The 17,918-nt window shown below is 55.7% G+C and carries 15 protein-coding genes and 1 pseudogene; 4 read left to right on the top strand and 12 right to left on the bottom strand.

Going from position 1 to position 17,918, the window contains the following annotated elements:
- Window positions 1-281 precede the first annotated feature (281 nt).
- The 7 genes and pseudogenes from nrfG to nrfA form a co-directional block, all read right to left on the bottom strand.
- A complete protein-coding gene (gene nrfG, locus I6L53_RS01720; protein ID WP_042321158.1) occupies window positions 282-902 on the bottom strand; it encodes a heme lyase NrfEFG subunit NrfG in 621 nt (206 codons plus the stop codon).
- A pseudogene (gene nrfF, locus I6L53_RS23735) lies at window positions 899-1,258 on the bottom strand (heme lyase NrfEFG subunit NrfF); the annotation flags it as partial. The gene nrfG and the pseudogene nrfF, both read right to left, overlap by 4 nt.
- Window positions 1,259-1,298: 40 nt before the next feature.
- On the bottom strand, window positions 1,299-3,026 hold the full coding sequence (locus tag I6L53_RS01710; RefSeq protein ID WP_072015722.1) for a heme lyase CcmF/NrfE family subunit: 1,728 nt from the start codon (window positions 3,024-3,026) through the stop codon (window positions 1,299-1,301).
- 26 nt (window positions 3,027-3,052) lie between these two features.
- A complete protein-coding gene (gene nrfD / locus I6L53_RS01705) occupies window positions 3,053-4,009 on the bottom strand; it encodes a cytochrome c nitrite reductase subunit NrfD (RefSeq protein WP_042321151.1) in 957 nt (318 codons plus the stop codon).
- Window positions 4,006-4,677, bottom strand: a complete 672-nt coding sequence (gene nrfC / locus I6L53_RS01700) for a cytochrome c nitrite reductase Fe-S protein (protein ID WP_042321149.1) — start codon at window positions 4,675-4,677, stop codon at window positions 4,006-4,008. Before nrfC ends, nrfD begins: the two co-directional genes overlap by 4 nt.
- Window positions 4,674-5,237, bottom strand: a complete 564-nt coding sequence (gene nrfB / locus I6L53_RS01695) for a cytochrome c nitrite reductase pentaheme subunit (protein ID WP_042321146.1) — start codon at window positions 5,235-5,237, stop codon at window positions 4,674-4,676. Before nrfB ends, nrfC begins: the two co-directional genes overlap by 4 nt.
- Before the next feature lie 102 nt (window positions 5,238-5,339).
- The gene (nrfA, locus tag I6L53_RS01690) at window positions 5,340-6,776 is read right to left on the bottom strand and encodes an ammonia-forming nitrite reductase cytochrome c552 subunit (protein WP_042321145.1); all 1,437 of its coding nucleotides are present in this window, start codon (window positions 6,774-6,776) and stop codon (window positions 5,340-5,342) included.
- 429 nt (window positions 6,777-7,205) lie between these two features.
- Here nrfA and acs point away from each other — a divergent pair, with 429 nt between their 5' ends.
- The 3 genes from acs (at window position 7,206) to actP (ending at window position 11,359) form a co-directional block, all read left to right on the top strand.
- Window positions 7,206-9,164: an acetate--CoA ligase gene (gene acs / locus I6L53_RS01685; RefSeq protein WP_042321143.1), complete on the top strand. Its 1,959-nt coding sequence runs from the start codon at window positions 7,206-7,208 to the stop codon at window positions 9,162-9,164.
- A gap of 234 nt (window positions 9,165-9,398) precedes the next feature.
- Window positions 9,399-9,713 carry a DUF485 domain-containing protein gene (locus tag I6L53_RS01680; protein WP_042321140.1) on the top strand — a complete coding sequence of 105 codons (315 nt, stop codon included), beginning with the start codon at window positions 9,399-9,401 and terminating at the stop codon, window positions 9,711-9,713.
- Entirely contained in the window at window positions 9,710-11,359 is a 1,650-nt protein-coding gene (gene actP, locus I6L53_RS01675; RefSeq protein ID WP_042321136.1) for a cation/acetate symporter ActP, read from the top strand. Before I6L53_RS01680 ends, actP begins: the two co-directional genes overlap by 4 nt.
- A gap of 42 nt (window positions 11,360-11,401) precedes the next feature.
- On the opposite strand, the gene I6L53_RS01670 is transcribed toward actP, so the two are convergent.
- Window positions 11,402-12,091: an LrgB family protein gene (locus I6L53_RS01670; protein WP_042321133.1), complete on the bottom strand. Its 690-nt coding sequence runs from the start codon at window positions 12,089-12,091 to the stop codon at window positions 11,402-11,404.
- Complete coding sequence (locus I6L53_RS01665; RefSeq protein WP_042321131.1) at window positions 12,084-12,494, bottom strand: CidA/LrgA family protein; 411 nt, start codon at window positions 12,492-12,494, stop codon at window positions 12,084-12,086. Before I6L53_RS01665 ends, I6L53_RS01670 begins: the two co-directional genes overlap by 8 nt.
- A gap of 103 nt (window positions 12,495-12,597) precedes the next feature.
- Between I6L53_RS01665 and I6L53_RS01660 the strand changes: the two genes are divergently transcribed.
- Entirely contained in the window at window positions 12,598-13,491 is an 894-nt protein-coding gene (locus tag I6L53_RS01660; RefSeq protein WP_042321128.1) for a LysR family transcriptional regulator, read from the top strand.
- Window positions 13,492-13,591: 100 nt separating this feature from the next.
- On the opposite strand, the gene I6L53_RS01655 is transcribed toward I6L53_RS01660, so the two are convergent.
- From I6L53_RS01655 to I6L53_RS01645, 3 genes are all read right to left on the bottom strand, one after another.
- Window positions 13,592-15,238 (bottom strand): Na+/H+ antiporter, encoded by a 1,647-nt coding sequence (locus tag I6L53_RS01655; protein ID WP_042321126.1) that lies wholly within the window; start codon window positions 15,236-15,238, stop codon window positions 13,592-13,594.
- Between the two features lie 150 nt (window positions 15,239-15,388).
- On the bottom strand, window positions 15,389-16,738 hold the full coding sequence (ghxP, locus tag I6L53_RS01650; protein ID WP_042321123.1) for a guanine/hypoxanthine transporter GhxP: 1,350 nt from the start codon (window positions 16,736-16,738) through the stop codon (window positions 15,389-15,391).
- Window positions 16,739-17,085: 347 nt separating this feature from the next.
- Window positions 17,086-17,754 carry a glutathione S-transferase family protein gene (locus I6L53_RS01645; RefSeq protein WP_042321120.1) on the bottom strand — a complete coding sequence of 223 codons (669 nt, stop codon included), beginning with the start codon at window positions 17,752-17,754 and terminating at the stop codon, window positions 17,086-17,088.
- Window positions 17,755-17,918: the final 164 nt, after the last annotated feature.

Below are 17,918 nucleotides of genomic sequence, written 5' to 3'. Positions count from 1 at the left end.
TACATACTGAAAGGGTATGAATTGTGTTGCGTTGGTTTGTAGAGTTTTTTAACGCGCATAATCAGTACCATTTGCAGGGCATCTTGCGCAACCCTTTAAGAACAGGGCTTTTCGCTGAAATAATGCATAATAACGCGAATTTATCGGGTTTGCGTTGCATAACTATTTGTTATGGAAAGATTTTTAAATCTGCTTTTTTGAATTATAACTTTCAGGAATTATTTTAGCCCTGAGGTTCATTTGCCTGTTTTTTAAACAGTCAAATGACGCAAATCACTAAATTATTTCTGCCGATTCTGTAACAACTTCGCCATATTAATCGACTCGATCAGTTGTACACGATTCACCCTCGGTGAATTCAAATCCAGGACTTTTTGCCACTGCAAAATCGCCTGTTTGTAATCCGCCTGCATAAATGCATTCGACGCCAGCAGCATTAATGCGGTGACTTCCGACGCATCCAGCGCCAGCGCCTTGTCAATCATCTCACGGGTCGCCGGCGTCATGTGTTGCCCGGCCTGGTAGTAGAGCACGGTCGCCAGCGCCGAATAGATCTCCGCATTCTCCCCACGGATACGCAGTGCCTGACGATAAGCAAGCAACGCATTATCGTAATCATTACGCCACAGATAATACTCGCCGAGCAGCGCCCACTTTTCGCTGTCCTGCGGGTTGGTGCGAATCTGGTTTTGCAGGGCCAGCAACTGGGCTTCCGGCGTCGATGTTTCAGCAAATTCATGCAGCGGATCGGCCAGCCGTCGTTGTTCGTCACGCACGGCCTGCCATTTTGGCGACAGCAGGTAGCCGCTGATACAAACGATGACCATCAGCGCAACGGTCAGCGCCAGCCATTTCACCGGCAATGGACGGAAAGGGGCGTCGGAACGTTCGGGTAAACTCATGGTTCGTCCTCCTCTTTGCGTTGACGCGTACTGACCCGCCAGAGCACCCCGCCCACCAGCAGCAACAGCAGGCACGGAAGCGCCCACAACAGCAGGGTTTGTCCATTGAGCGGCGGATTATAGCGAACAAAATCACCATACCGTTCGGTCATCCAGGCGGTAATTTCGGCTTCATTTTTCCCTTCTGCCACCATCGTATAGACCTGATGGCGCATGCTGACTGCAACCGGCGCATTGGATTCCAGTAAGTTTTGATTCTGACACTGCGGACAGCGTAACTGACTGGCGATAGACAGCGCCTTTTCCTGCTGCTGCGGGTTATCAAAGACCCAGGTATCAACAATCTGGGCATAAGTCGGATTGAGACACATCAGCAGGAGCATCATGACGAAAAAACTACGCATTACGCTTTCTCCCCTGCCAGCCGCTGAACAGCGCCCCAGCAATCATCAACAGTCCGCCCCCCCAGATCCAGCGCACACCGCTTTGCACGTACAGACGCATGGCATACCGCTCCTCGCCGGTTTTCTCCCCCATCACCGCATACCAGTCGTGAAGCAGATCCCAGCGAATGCCAGGCTCCATCATCTGCTGGCGGCGGGCGGAATAAAAGCGCCGCTCAGGCGTCAGGCTGCCTTTCCGTTGGTCGCCCTGCCACAGCGTAATAAGCGCCTTTTCGGTGGTATAGTTCCCTTTTGCAGCCAGCTCCAGCCGTTCAAAGCGGAAGGTGTAACCCGCCAGTTCAACCTGTTGGCCCGGACTCAGGTTGAGGCTTATTTCCTGGCGACTGCCGCTGGAGAAGAGGATCCCCGCCGCAAAAACCAGCACGCCAGCGTGTGCCAGCAGCGCCGGAAGCTGGCGGCGTACAGACCCCTTCCGGCTTCGGATCATGGTGATAACCACCACTACCAGCATCAACAGGCCAAATGGTAAGGTTGCCCGGTTGAAATAAGGTGCGCCCACGGAGAGTCGTCCCCAACCCAACAGGCCATAAATCATCGGGTAAAGCGTACCAATCAGCACGATCAGCAGCACCGCGCAAAAGAGCAACAGCGCCGCCAGAATCAGCATCTCGCGCGACCAGCCGCCAGAAGGGACTGTCTGTTGGCTGGCTCGCGCCCGCCAGCCGTACAGGCCGAGCGAGACCAGACTCAGAATGGCAAAGAGGGCAAACAGCGGCATGGCACGCACGTTATCCAGCGCAAAGGCGTGGACAGAGACAAGAATGCCGGAGCGGACAATCAGCGTGCCCAGCAAAGAGAGGATCAGCGTGACGATCGCCAGCAGGAGCGACCAGTGGCGGAAACTGCCGCGTTCACGCGACACGTACAGGCTGTGCAACAGCGCGCTGGCGGAAAGCCAGGGTAATAAAGAGGCGTTTTCCACCGGGTCCCAGAACCACCAGCCTCCCCACCCCAGTTCGCAATACGCCCACCAGGAACCGAGAATGATACCGAGCGTCAGCGCACACCAGCCTGGCAGCGCCCAACGCCAGCACACCCAGGCCGTCATCTTCGTGAAATCTCCATGCAACAGCGAGGCCAGCGCCACGCCGGCAGCAACCATCAGACCGCCGTAACCGAGATAGAGCAACGGCGGATGCAGGATCAGCCCCAGATGTTGCAGCATCGGATTGAGATCGCGCCCTTCTATTGCCGGCGGAAAAATACGGACAAACGGATCGGACCAGAACACGATAAACAGCAGCAGAAAAGCAGCGATCGTGCAGAGTACACTGAGCGTCAGCGGGAACAGGGGATCCGATTCGCGGCGATAACGCCAGGCAAACAGCGCGCTCCAGCCGGACAGGAAGAGTACCCATAACAACAGCGACCCTTCGTGACCGCCCCAAACCGCCGCCAGTTTGAGTCCCCACGACAACAGGCTGTGGCTATGTTGCGCCACATAGAGTACCGAGAAATCGCTGATCAGAAAGCAGAAGACCAGAATCAAGAAGGCGAGCAGCAGGCACGCAAATTGCGCCCAGACACCCGCGCAGGCCAGACGCATTACGCCCTGCCAGCGCAGGCGTTCACCTGCCAGCACGGCAAGCGGGGTCAACACGTTGACCCCGAGACTTAATAACAGCGCCAGAAAACCGGCTTCAGGAAGGAGTACGTCCAGAAATCACCTTTCCCTCACAGCCAGGCTTATGCAACCGTGAGCTGTCCAGCATAAAGAATGAAAAAGCGCAGCAACAGTACGCCCGTCAGGCTGGCACCACATACCGCCAGCACACCGTGAAACGTCGAACCACGACTGGCCCAGGGTTTCAGTAGCAGCGGAACGATCAGTCCCAGCCCCGCGACGCCGATCCAGAACCACCAGGTCCAGAAGCCTCCGCCCAGCGCCGCCGACAGCGCGCGCATTTTGCCGTCATCTCCCAGAGCCAGCCCCACAAAGAAGGCGACCAGCAGGAAGATCTCCAGCCACACTACCGGGGTTTCCACGCGGTGAATAAAGTGCGCCTCGGCACTGTGCGGGTTACCACGCTGACGTAATGCCATTGCGATCAGCGCCACCGCCGCACCCGAAGAGATCCCGGAGAACAGAAACAGCACCGGCAGGATCGGGTTATTCAGGAACGGATAGGATTTCAGCACCGAAAGCAGGAAACCGGTGTAGGCGCCCAGCAGTACTGCCAGCACCAGCATCAACGTTTCGAGTCCACGGTTGAATGGCGTTAACAGCGTCAGCCCCTTCTGTACCAGTCCCAGACGGGGGAACCAACGCTGTTGCAGCGCAATGACCTCTTTTTGAAAGATGATGGCCAGCCACACAATCAGCACAACCATGTACAACTGGAACAGCAACACCCCCATCGACATTACCGACGTAAAGCTGTAGTGGAACATCAGCTTCCAGAAAGTCCAGGGACGTGTCAGGTGGAAGATCAAAATCAGCAGACCGAGAATAATCGCCCCCGGCCCCACCACCAGCGTGGTGCGCAGCAGGGTACTGTCCGCTCCGCCCGCTTCAGGATGGTAACGGCGCAACAGGATCGACAGCGTCACCAGTCCGGCAGAGATACCGATCAGAAACAGATAGATGGCGATGGGCCAGTCCCACACCAGCGATTCAAAGTGGAAAGCAGATGCGTTTGTCATTGGCTCACCTCCCCATATTTAAAGGGAATGCGGTAGACCTTCGGTTTGGTACCCAACGCCAGCTTGTAGCGATAGGTGGTTTTCTGCCGCAGCAGCCGGGAAATATCGCTGTCAGGATCGTCCAGATTGCCAAACGTCAGCGCCTTCGTCGGGCAGGACTCGACGCAGGCCGGCAGTTTGCCCGCTTTCAGGTTGGTTTTGCGGCAGAAATCGCATTTATCCGCCGTTTTCGTGACCGGATGGATAAAGCGCACACGATACGGACATGCGGCGATGCAGTACTGACAGCCAACGCAGAGATCCGGGTTTACGTCCACAATGCCATTCGCGGCATCGCGATACGATGCCCCGGTCGGGCAGACGTCAACGCACGGCGCATGATCGCAGTGCTGGCACGAATGGCGGAAGAAGCGGTACTTCACATCCGGAAACGTGCCCAGCGGTTCGCTGCGAATGATGGTGAGTCGCGACACCCCTTCCGGCACGTTGTTCACCTCCCGGCAGGCATCCATACAGGCGGTACAGCCGATGCATAGTGATTCATCATGCACCATGCCGTATCGCACCCCGTTGATATTCAACGTTTTCGCCACCACGCGTCCTGCAGTACCGCTGACGGCCACCAGCGCGCCGACGCCGGTGATGAACTGGCGACGAGAGCAACTCATGGATGCTCCTTAAGCAAAGGAACAGACGCCGGGTTAAAGTTCGGATTGTTGCGCTGATCGCTATGGCAATCGACGCAAATCTTAATCCGTCCTTTATCGCTTAACGTCTGCATCGTGTCTTGCTTCGGATGCAGTGAGTGACAACTGGCGCAGGCCACTTTAGTCACGTGGACATCGTGCGGCCAGAACGCTTTCTGCAACTGCTCAGGCAGGTGACAGGACAGACAAACGCTGTTCTGCTGCTCCACGTTATACATCGGCTCGTTAAAGCGCATCACATCCTTCGCCCCTTCACGGTGCTGAGGCGATGGCTTGCCATGACAGTTGGTACACGTCACCGGCAGTTTATTGTTCGGATTGGTCGCGGACGCATGCTTACCATGCATCCCTTCAGTATCCGGCTTGTGACAGTCCAGACACGCGGCATCCGGGCTACGCTGTTGGGTGACCGTCCAGCGTTCAGATTCCTGTGGCGTTGGCGTGGCGGTTATCCCACTCAGGCTCCATAACAGACCTGACGCCAGCACCCCAGCAGTTAATAACGAACGGAATACGCTCATATTCACTCCGTTGCATAATGCCTGATGGCGCTACGCTTATCAGGCCTACAAGACTTCCGTAGGCCGGATAAAGCGCTGGCGCTGTCATCCGGCAAATTGAGGTTATTGGCTTAACAAACCGTTTTTACGCGCCTGTTCTTCCCACTGCGGAATCACCGTTTTGATAAAGTCCTGCTTATCGGCGTTAATCTGCTGCATGTTCAGACCAATGGCCGCCTGGGCTTTCTCTTTGGTGGAGATATCCGGTATCGCTATTTCATGGGTGATGCCTTTGGTTGCCAGCAGACGCGCCAGTTTCGTCCGGGCATCGGCGGCTTTGTCCATCGCGATGCCTAACATCCGCAGGCCTTCTTCCGGAGCGTGCATGTGGATACCGTGGGAAGCAATGGCCAGATCCCAGCGCCACTGCGCGTGACGGATATCGCTCAGAATCGGCTTCATTTCCGCTTCCGTTGCGCCCGCATCCCAGGCCGCTTTCGCTTCAAAGTGAGCATGTACCAGCTGATCTTCAACCTTGATTTTCAGCCCATTGATCGCCTTCTTACGCTCAGCAACGACATTTTGCAGGGCAGCTTTGTCCTGGGTATGGCAGTTCGCACAGGTCTGTGGGAAGTTGTCGAACGGGTTGCCAATCTTATGATCGGTATAGAGTTTGCCATCGGCGTTCTGCACTTTCGGCATGTGACAGTCGATGCAGGTCACATTGTTTTTGCCGTGAATGCCGACGCTCCAGGTTTCATATTCCGGATGCTGCGCTTTTAGCATCGGCGTTTTTGACAGCGAGTTGGTCCAGTCTGCGAAGGTAATGGCGTCATAATATTTCTCCATGTCCTCCACCTTCATGCCGTCGTCCCACGGGAACTTAACGGCTTTGTTTTTGCCGTCAAAGTGGTATTCCACATGGCACTGCGCGCAAACCATCGACTGTTGGTCGAAACGACCGGCTTTATCGAACGGCTTGCCGATGGTCTCCATTGCGCGTTCAGCGTACGGACGAGACAACGTCAGCTCAGGTTTACCTTTCGCGAAGTCAGGTGACGCCGTGTTGTGGCAATCGCCGCAGCCCAGGTTGTTAACGACTTCCGGACCGCCACGCGCCCACATGCCGTGGAAGTAGCCGTCTTCACCGTCTTTCTGGATAAGACGCGCCACGTCCGGGCTTTTGCAGCTCCAGCAGGCCATCGGTAATGGGCCGTCTTCAGCGGTCTTTGGTGCACCGGTACGTAACGTTTCGCGTACATCGGTCACCGCATAGGCGTGCCCACGCGGTTTGTTGTAATCACGGGAGAACGGATATCCCGCCCACAGGATCACCAGACGGGGATCTTCCGCTAATGCGTCTTCACGTTTTGATTGTTCTGAGGTGGCTTTCCATGAAAGGTATTGATCGGGATGCTGAGGAGCGAAGACTTCATTCTTCGCTTCAACGGTAACAGTCTTTGCGGGTTCGGGCGTTTGCTCAGCATAAACCGCAGAAATGAAAAACAGCGGTACGACCAGGCTGAAGAAACGGCGTGCGCGTAGTGTAATCCTTGCCATAGAGGTCTCATCCAGATTGCGCCATTATGTTCAATGACGGTTCTTTTTATTCTATCCATGACGATAACCACACACACCGCCATGACATTGCCCTCTCCAGATGTAACAAAAAACCACACATAAAATGTTGTCTTTAATCAATTGTAAGTGCATGTAAAATACCACTTTAGAGTTAGTCAAGCCGTTTTTGCTCTACTCCTTTCTCATTTTTCGACCCCGATCGCCTTTCTGGAAAAATTAACATAACCCTCTGTAACGGAAAGATTTTGGCAACTTTTGTTGGTTTCCTTCAAAAAACGTATTGCCGCTAATTTGCACAATTCCTGTATTGCGTGATCTGTCGCGCAAAACCTAAACAAAACTGCCAAAGCCCCTACATTTAACGTTTATGAGACATATTATTAACATCCTACAAGGAGAACAAAAGCCATGAGCCAAATTCACAAACACGCTATTCCCGCAAACATTGCGGATCGTTGCCTGATTAATCCGGAGCAGTACGAAGCGAAGTACCAACAATCTATTAACGAGCCAGATACCTTCTGGGGCGAGCAGGGAAAAATTCTCGACTGGATCAAGCCATACCAGAAAGTGAAGAACACCTCTTTCGCACCGGGCAATGTGTCCATCAAATGGTACGAGGACGGCACGCTGAACCTGGCGGCGAATTGTCTCGATCGTCACCTACAGGAAAATGGCGATCGTACCGCTATCATCTGGGAAGGCGATGACGCCTCGCAGAGCAAACACATTAGCTATCGCGAACTGCATCGCGATGTCTGCCGTTTCGCCAATACGCTGCAGGATCTGGGCATTAAAAAAGGCGATGTGGTTGCGATCTATATGCCGATGGTGCCAGAGGCCGCTGTCGCAATGCTGGCCTGTGCCCGCATTGGTGCCGTCCATTCGGTGATCTTCGGTGGCTTCTCACCGGAAGCCGTCGCCGGTCGCATCATTGATTCCAGTTCGAAGCTGGTTATCACCGCTGATGAAGGTGTACGTGCCGGTCGCAGCATTCCGCTGAAGAAAAACGTCGACGATGCGCTGAAAAACCCGAACGTGAAAACCATCGAGCATGTCATTGTGCTGAAGCGCACTGGCGGCAACATTGAATGGCAGGAAGGTCGCGACCTGTGGTGGAGCGACCTGATTGACAAGGCCAGCGTCGAGCATCAGCCTGCGGAAATGAACGCCGAAGATCCGCTGTTCATCCTCTATACCTCTGGCTCCACCGGTAAACCAAAGGGCGTGCTGCACACCACCGGCGGCTATCTGGTGTATGCCGCAACAACCTTTAAGTATGTGTTTGACTACCATCCGGGCGATATCTACTGGTGTACTGCCGACGTGGGTTGGGTCACCGGACACAGTTATCTGCTGTATGGCCCACTGGCCTGCGGCGCCACCACGCTGATGTTTGAAGGGGTGCCGAACTGGCCAACCCCGGCGCGTATGAGCCAGGTGGTGGATAAACATAAGGTCAACATTCTCTATACCGCGCCGACGGCGATCCGCGCCCTGATGGCAGAAGGCGACAAGGCGATTGAGGGCACTGACCGCTCATCGCTGCGCATTCTGGGTTCGGTTGGCGAACCCATCAACCCGGAAGCATGGGAGTGGTACTGGAAGAAAATCGGTAATGAAAAATGCCCGGTGGTGGATACCTGGTGGCAGACCGAAACCGGTGGCTTCATGATCACCCCGCTGCCCGGCGCGACCGAACTGAAAGCCGGCTCCGCCACCCGTCCGTTCTTCGGCGTGCAACCGGCGCTGGTAGACAACGAAGGTCATCCGCAAGAAGGGGCCACCGAAGGCAACCTGGTGATCATCGACTCCTGGCCGGGACAGGCGCGTACGCTGTTCGGCGATCACGAACGTTTTGAGCAAACCTACTTCTCAACCTTTAAAAACATGTACTTCAGCGGCGACGGCGCTCGTCGTGACGAAGACGGTTATTACTGGATCACCGGTCGCGTCGATGACGTGCTGAACGTCTCGGGCCACCGTCTGGGCACGGCAGAAATTGAATCCGCGCTGGTGGCGCATCCGAAGATCGCCGAAGCGGCGGTGGTCGGTATTCCACACAACATCAAGGGCCAGGCGATTTATGCCTATGTGACGCTGAACCACGGCGAAGAACCCTCCCCTGAACTGTACGCCGAAGTGCGCAACTGGGTACGTAAAGAGATTGGCCCGCTGGCAACGCCAGATGTGCTGCACTGGACTGACTCACTGCCGAAAACCCGTTCCGGCAAAATCATGCGCCGTATTTTGCGCAAGATTGCGGCGGGCGATACCAGCAATCTGGGCGATACCTCGACCCTCGCCGATCCTGGCGTGGTAGAGAAACTGCTCGAAGAGAAGCAGGCCATCGCGATGCCTTCATAACCCTGAAATGCCCGATGCCGCAAAGCTTATCGGGCCTACAGGTTCAGCAACCTTTGTAGGCCCGATAAGGCTTTAGCCGCCATCCGGCAAAATAAACAATACCCCCTACCCTTTCTCTACATGAGAGAGGGAAATGATAAAACCTCCCCAAAGGATTTCGCGTTGCAGGACTACGACAGCAGTCAGGTCTTGCCTGCGGCGTGAATGACGAAGGGAACCTCTGGAGACTCTGTGATGAATGACACCATTTATCAGCGGATAGAAGACAATGCGCGTTTCAGGGAGTTAGTTGAAAAAAGGCAACGGTTTGCCACGATACTGTCGATCATCATGCTGGTGGTCTATATCAGCTTTATTCTACTGATTGCCTTTGCGCCTGGCTGGCTGGGAACCCCGCTTCACGAGGGCACCAGCGTCACCCGGGGTATTCCGATTGGCGTGGGGGTGATTCTGATCTCCTTCGTTCTGACCGGCATCTATATCTGGCGGGCGAACGGCGAATTCGACCGTCTGAACAATGCAGTACTGCGCGAGGTTAACGCATCATGAAGAGAGTCCTGACGGCGCTTGCCGCCACACTACCCTTCGCGGCCAACGCGGCGGATGCCATTAGCGGTGCGGTACAACGCCAGCCGACCAACTGGCAGGCGATTATCATGTTCCTGATTTTCGTCGTCTTTACGCTGGGTATTACGTACTGGGCCTCCAAACGCGTACGTTCACGCAGTGACTACTATACGGCTGGCGGGAATATTACCGGTTTCCAGAACGGACTGGCGATTGCGGGCGATTACATGTCGGCGGCGTCGTTCCTCGGGATCTCCGCGCTGGTGTTTACTTCCGGCTATGACGGGTTGATCTACTCGCTGGGCTTCCTCGTGGGCTGGCCGATCATCCTGTTTCTGATCGCCGAACGTCTGCGTAACCTCGGGCGCTATACCTTTGCCGATGTGGCCTCCTATCGTCTTAAGCAAGGTCCGATCCGCATTCTGTCGGCCTGTGGTTCACTGGTGGTCGTTGCCCTTTATCTCATTGCACAGATGGTCGGTGCGGGCAAACTGATTGAACTGCTGTTCGGTCTGAACTATCACGTCGCGGTGGTGCTGGTCGGCGTGCTGATGATGATGTACGTGCTGTTCGGCGGCATGCTGGCAACGACATGGGTACAAATCATTAAAGCCGTACTGCTGCTGTTCGGCGCCAGCTTTATGGCCTTTATGGTAATGAAGCACGTGGGCTTTAGCTTCAATAACCTGTTCACCGAAGCGATGGCGGTCCACCCGAAAGGCTCTGCGATTATGAGTCCGGGTGGGCTGGTGAAAGACCCAATCTCTGCGCTCTCATTGGGGCTCGGCCTGATGTTTGGTACGGCGGGTCTGCCGCATATCCTGATGCGTTTCTTCACGGTCAGCGATGCCCGCGAAGCGCGTAAGAGCGTGTTCTATGCCACCGGCTTTATGGGTTACTTCTACATCCTGACCTTCATCATCGGTTTTGGCGCCATTATGCTGGTTGGTGCAAATCCGGCGTATAAAGATGCGGCGGGCGCGCTGATTGGCGGGAATAACATGGCAGCGGTACACCTGGCGAATGCGGTGGGCGGCAACCTGTTCCTCGGCTTTATTTCAGCGGTGGCGTTCGCCACTATTCTGGCCGTCGTCGCCGGTCTGACGCTGGCGGGCGCCTCTGCGGTCTCTCACGATCTCTACGCGAACGTGTTCCGCAAGGGTGCGACCGAACGTGAAGAGTTGCGGGTGTCGAAAATCACCGTTCTGGTGCTGGGCGTCATCGCCATCATTCTCGGCGTGCTGTTCGAAAATCAGAACATCGCCTTCATGGTCGGTCTGGCGTTTGCAATCGCTGCGAGCTGTAACTTCCCGATCATCCTGCTTTCCATGTACTGGTCGAAACTGACCACGCGTGGTGCGATGCTGGGCGGCTGGTTGGGTCTGCTGACCGCCGTGGTGCTGATGGTGCTTGGCCCCACTATTTGGGTACAAATCCTCGGCCACGAAAAAGCGATCTTCCCGTATGAATACCCGGCGCTGTTCTCCATTACCGTGGCATTCATTGGGATCTGGTTCTTCTCTGCCACCGATAACTCGACAGAAGGGAATCGCGAGCGCGAGCAGTTCCGTGCTCAGTTCATCCGTTCCCAGACGGGCTTCGGCGTCGAGCAAGGTCGCGCCCACTAACCAACGTACTCGTCCCCGGTCAATCTGGCCGGGGATCCTTTCTCAGAACATCAGTCTTGCCACCAGCGGGGCAACGAGCACCATCACCACACCGGAAAGCATCATCACCAGGCTGGCGACCACGCCCTCCTGCTGGCCGAGCTCATACGAGCGCGCCGTCCCGGCCCCGTGCGAAGCCGCGCCAAACCCAGCGCCTTTCGCCATCCCTTCGCGAATCGACAGACGTAAAAACAGCGCATCGCCGACCGCCATGCCAAATACGCCGGTCACCACCACGAACAGCGCCACTAAATCCGGTTGCCCGCCCAGCGGTTCAGCTGCCGCCAGAGCAAACGGCGTAGTCACCGACCGTACCGCCAGACTGCGCTGAATTTCGTCCGGCAGGGTAAACAAGCGTGCCAGCCAGACTGAACTGGTCACCGCGACCACCGTTGCCGTCACCACGCCTGCGGTCAGCGACATCCAGTGACGTTTGATAATGGCAACATTGTCGTAAACCGGCACCGCAAAGGCGATCGTTGCCGGGCCAAGCAGCCACAGCAGCCAGTGGGATTCGCCGATGTAGCTTTGCCAGGAGATATGACCAAACACCAGTATCAACACCAGCAGCGCGGGCGTGAGTACCAGCGGCATCAGCGGCAGCTTACGAAAACGACGGTACAGACGTTTATTGGCGAAATAGATAATCAGCGTGATCGCCAGACAAAGCACGCTGAGCTGGAGATTAGTCACGGTTTACCCTGCTTATCTCATAGCGATAGACTTTATCCACCACCCACGCCGTTGCACCGAGCACCATTAGCGTGCTGATTGCAATGACCGAAAAAATCCGCCAGCCATCCACCAGCAGCAGATGGGCATAGTTCACAACCGCCACCACCGCCGGAACAAAGAACAACAGCATCTCCGCCAGCAGCCAGCGCGCCCCGGCGCGAACCCAGCGCAACGGAAGAATGCGGCAGACAATCAGCACCAGCATCAGCATCATCCCCACCAGATTGGCCGGTAACGGCAGATGCAGCCAGGAGACAAGATATTGCGCAACGATAAACAAACCTGCATACAGCAGTACCTGAACCGGAACCTGGAGTCGTTGCATAACGGCAGGCGTAACGCGGCTTATCGCCACAGCCATGAGGGAACATCCTGAAAAATAATATGGAACGCCAGTATAGAGAGACCCCGTCGATGACTGAAATGAATTAAAATCATTACAGGCATAGTCGGAAGGAATACTCATGGATATCAGAACGCTGCGTTATTTTGTTGAAGTGGTGCGCCAACAGAGCTTCACCCGCGCAGCGGAGAAGCTTTTTGTCACCCAACCGACCATCAGCAAGATGCTGAAAAACCTGGAAGATGAGCTGAACTGCACGCTGCTGATCCGCGATGGTCGGAAACTGTTGCTCACCGACACCGGTCGCGTCGTGTTCGAACGCGGGCTGGCGATTCTGGCCGAATTTCGCCAACTGGAAGCTGAGCTGGGCGACATCAACCACCTTAATAAAGGACTGCTGCGGCTCGGTATCCCGCCAATGGTTGGCATGCTGATGGCCGGACCGATCGGCTTGTTTCGCCAGCGTTACCCCGGCGTGGAGCTTAAGGTTTCTGAGTTTGGCGGCCTGACGGTGCAGCAGGCGGTGATGAACGGGGAACTGGATGTTGCGATGACCGCACTGCCCGTGGAGGAAGAGAGCGGTCTGGCGACGTTACCGATATTCAGCCATCCCCTTTGCGTGCTGGTGCCGCGCTCCGGTCAGTGGACAGCCTGCCAGTCCGTGTCGCCAGAAGCGCTGGCCGAACATCCACTGTTGATCTACAACGAGGATTTTGCCCTGAGCCGCCAACTGATGCAGTTGTTCAGTGAGCATGGGGTGAAGCCGCGTATCGCGGTGCGCAGCGGGCAGTGGGACTTTCTGGCGGCGATGGTACAGGCAGGAGTGGGGATCGCCGTTCTGCCGGAGCCCATTTGCGAGCGACTGGATAAAAATACGCTGCGCTGGATCCCACTGGAAAGCGAGTTACGCTGGCAGTTAGGGATGATTTGGCGCGAAGGGGTGTATCTCTCCCACAGCGCCAAAGCGTGGCTGTCCTGTTGTGAAGGGTTTTGGTTAACCTCGGCTGACCGATAAACATCGTACCGCCGGATGACGGCTAACGCCTTATCCGGCCTACAAACTACGCTAAATCGTAGGCCTGATAAGCGCAGCGCCATCAGGCAACACGACGGTTTTACTGATTTTCGTTCAGCAACGCTTCCAGCAGGTCGAGATCGTGCAGTAATTTTTGCAGGGTTTCATTGCTGATTTCGCGGGTGGCGCGCAGGTGGTACAACTCCGCCCGCTCTGAACGCAACGCCGCGAGGCGGAAGCGGCGTTCCAGGTTCTCTTCCTGGAGCGAACTTTCGACATCGTTACGCCCGTCAGCACGACGCCGCAGGTTACCGATGACGCGAGAACTCACCTCGGTCAGGAGCTGATTATCGATATTTTCCTCGGTATCCGCCGCCAGACGCTCTTCCATTTTCTGGATCGCGACAATCGCCACTTCTGCCGTCGCCGCGCGGGCAATCCGTTCCTCTTTCAGTTGCTGAGAATGATCGGCTACTTCCAGATGTTGCAGCAGAATCGGCAGCATCACGACGCCGACAAATAGCGAGAACAGAATCACCCCAGCCGCCAGGAAGACCAGTTCGTAGCGCGCCGGGAAGACGTTACCATCCGGCAGCAGTAGCGGGATAGACAGAACACCCGCCAGGGTGATGGCCCCGCGAACCCCCGCAAAGGAGGCGATTAGCAACTCACGCGTGGACCAGGAACCAAACTCCATCGGCTTCTTGTGCAGAAAACGCACGCTGAATTTTTTCATTGTCCACAGCCAGCCGAAACGCACCAGCATCAGCGCCGCATAAATCAGTACGATATCAGTAAACAGCATCCAGGTTTCAACGTTCGGATCGGCTTCTGCCGCCACCAGAGAGGACTCCAGAATGCCCGGCAACTGCAGGCCCAACAGCAGGAACACCATGCCGTTAAAGACAAACTCCAGCATCGCCCAGGTGCTGTTGGCGCGCAGACGCATCGCCAGCGGCGCGCGGCGCATCACGCCTGCACGGGTGATGGTCATCCCCGCTGCGACGGCTGCCAGGATGCCCGACACACCGATATGTTCAGCAATCAAATAAGAGGCAAACGGCAGCAGGAACAGCAGGACGATCTGCGTGGCAGGTTCGTCACCGCCCCAGCGGCTGAGGAACCCGAGTGAGCGACCATATAGCCAGCTCACCACAAACCCAGCCAGGATGCCGCCGATCGCGACTTTGAAGAACTCCACGGTCGCACCGCCGATGGTAAAAATCATCGTCCCCATCGCCACGGCGACGGCAAATTTCAGCGCCACCAGGCCGGAGGCATCGTTCATCAGCGCTTCGCCCTGCAGGATGCCCATGATTTTCTTCGGTATGCGGCCTTCGCCGACAATACCGGAAAGGGCCACCGCATCGGTCGGCGACAGCACGGCAGCCAGCGCAAAGGCAGGTATCAGCGGAATACCCGGCACCACCCAGTAAATCAGGAACCCTATCCCGACCACCGTGACGACAACCAGCGCCAGCGCGAGACCAAATATCTCTCGCCCATGTTCAAGAAATTCTCGCGTTGGCGTCTTCCAGCCATCAGCAAACAGCAGCGGCGGGATAAACAGAACCAGAAACAGTTCGGGGTCAAACTCGACATGCAGACCAAAGGTGGGCCACGCCAATAGCGCGCCGATAGCAATCTGCATGAGGGGTAAGGGGAGCTGGAAGGGCAATACACGCGTAAATACCCCAGACAGCGAGACCACAAGGGTCATGATGAGTATTGTGAAGAAGATTTCCATGCGTTCCCTGTTTGCGATGTTTTTTATGTGTTTGAGAGGCGTCGTGCCTCGATTTTACCTTTCTCAGAGTATCGCAAAAGACAACAAGTGTGTGCTGAAAATAAAAATGGGTGGCAAAAGCCACCCATTTTTTCGGCGTCCCTTTCGGAATCAGATGGCCCAACCGCCGGCATAGAACGCTACCAGCGCCACAGCAATCACCACGGTGCCGATGTTCAGCTTGCGCCACTCACCCGAAACCACACGGCCAATCACCAGCGTGGCAAAACCAATCATAATACCGGTTACGATGTTACAGGTCAGTACGATGAATACGGCGGTCACCAGACCCGCCATGGCATCAACAAAGTCAGCGAAATCGATTTTCGCCACATTGCTTAGCATCAGCAGACCGACGTACATCAGCGCGGGCGCCGTTGCGTACACCGGCACAAGATAAGAGAGCGGAGAAAGGAACAGGATCAGCAGGAACAGTACGCCGACGGTGATGGCGGTCAAACCGGTTTTACCGCCCGCAGCCGTACCTGCCGCTGACTCGATGTAGACCGCTGCCGGTGCGGCCCCCACCAGACCGGAGAACACGCTGCTCAGGGAGTCCGTGGTCAGCGCTTTACCGCCGTCGATGATCTGCCCGTCTTTATCCAACAGATTCGCCTGACCCGCCACGGCGCGGATGGTGCCAGTGGCATCAAACACAGCGGTCATTACCAGCGCCAGAACGCTTGGCAGAACAACCGGGTTCAGCGCGCCCATAATATCCAGGCTGCCAATCAGCGATTTGCCCGTTTCATCGCTCAGCGACGGCATGGCGAAAATGCCAGAGAATTTCACAGCCGGATCGAAAATCAGACCAACGACGGAAATACCGATAATGGTCAGCAGAATGCCACCGGGTACTTTCAGTTTCTCCAGACCGATAATCACCGCCAGCCCAACCAGCGACATAATCACCGGGAAGGTAGCGAAGTGACCGAGGGCTACCGGCAGACCATCCAGCGGGTTCTTAATAACCAGACCCACACCGTTCGCCGCAATCAGCAGTAAAAACAGGCCGATACCGATGCCGGTACCGTGCGCGATACCCTGCGGCAAATTGCGTAGGATCCAGCTACGGATCCCGGTTGCCGAGATAATGGTAAACAGCACACCCATCAGGAATACCGCACCCAATGCGACCGGAACGCTAATCTGCTGACCCAGTACCAGGCTGAACGCGGTGAAGGCGGTCAGAGAGATGGCGCAACCAATCGCTAACGGCAGATTTGCCCACAACCCCATGACGATAGAACCCAGACCCGCAACCAGACAGGTCGCGACGAACACCGCTGCGGGCGGGAATCCGGCTTTGCCCAGCATGCCAGGCACAACGATAACGGAGTACACCATCGCCAGAAACGTTGTTAAACCTGCCACCACTTCCTGGCGGACAGTGCTTCCACGTTGTGAAATTTTAAACCAGGCGTCGAGCGAACCGCCGGTTCGCGCTGAAGGCGTAGACATAGAAAACATCCCCTGAGAGTTTATTATTCGTTCTTATGCGTGGTGGACAATCCACTGCCAGCGCAACGTCAACTCCTTGTGCTCTGATCGCGACAAAAAGGGGTGTCGCAAAAAGCAAACGTTTAGCTCCGCGCATAAAAAAACGGGTAGTAAAAAAAAGCAAACGATTATCCAGCGATCATACGGGGATTTTCAACTGAACTTTGCCGCTTTTTACTCATTTCTTGCGCTAACGCTGAAGAAATCACCAACTGATGCGCAAACGTTATCGTCAATGCGCAATCCGGCAACATAATTTGCCAGGCCGTGTCGCAGATAAAGGGAGCAAGACGGTCAAAAAATCGCCATTAGCCGCCGGGAATGTCGAAAGGTCCCCCCTGCTGGATGGCGCGTTGCCAGGCGGGACGCATTTCCACGCGTTTTTTCCACGCGCTGATATGGGGAAGATCGGCAATACCACCGCGTGCCAGTAGTGCAAAGAGAGGAAAACTCATCTGGATATCCGCCATGCTGAAATGCTCTCCGGCAAACCACGGTCGCTCAGCGAGATGCGCGTCGATAAAGCGCGCGTGGGTTTCCAGCTGCGGATTGAGATAGGTTTTTTGTACGCCCTGCCCCAGCGCACCGCCCAGCGTGCGCAAACCAAAGGGCACTGGCGGTTTCCCCAGACTGGTGAAGACCAGCTTCATTAACAGCAACGGCATCAGTGAACCCTCGGCGTAGTGCAACCAGAAGTGATACTGACGCTTTGGCTCCGCGTCATCCGGTTTAAACCGCCCTTCGCTGTCGTAGGTATCCTGCAAGTAGTCAAGAATGGCCCCCGATTCCGCGAGGATCGCACCGTTATCTTCAACTACCGGGGATTTACCCAGCGGATGGATTTTCTTCAGTGCAGGCGGGGCAAGCATGCTCTTTTCACGCTGGTAACGAACAATCTGGTAAGGCAGAGACAACTCCTCCAGCGCCCAGAGAATGCGCTGTGAGCGGGACTGGTTTAAATGATGCACCGTCAGCATGATGTTCTCCCGTCATTTCCTCTTACTTACTCTAGTAAATTATGGGAGATGACGAAAAAAATTCGCCTAAAAAATCGCCAAATTAACTGGCGAACGGGATGATGCGGCTTACAATTACAGTATCAACACAGACCGGAACCTCCACCACGTGCTCGAATGAGGGG

This window comes from Citrobacter farmeri, assembly GCF_019048065.1.
GTDB classification, from domain to species: Bacteria; Pseudomonadota; Gammaproteobacteria; order Enterobacterales; family Enterobacteriaceae; genus Citrobacter_A; species Citrobacter_A farmeri.
The sequence above is the reverse complement of the archived record's forward strand: the minus strand, read 5'-3'. Positions and strand labels throughout refer to the sequence as shown.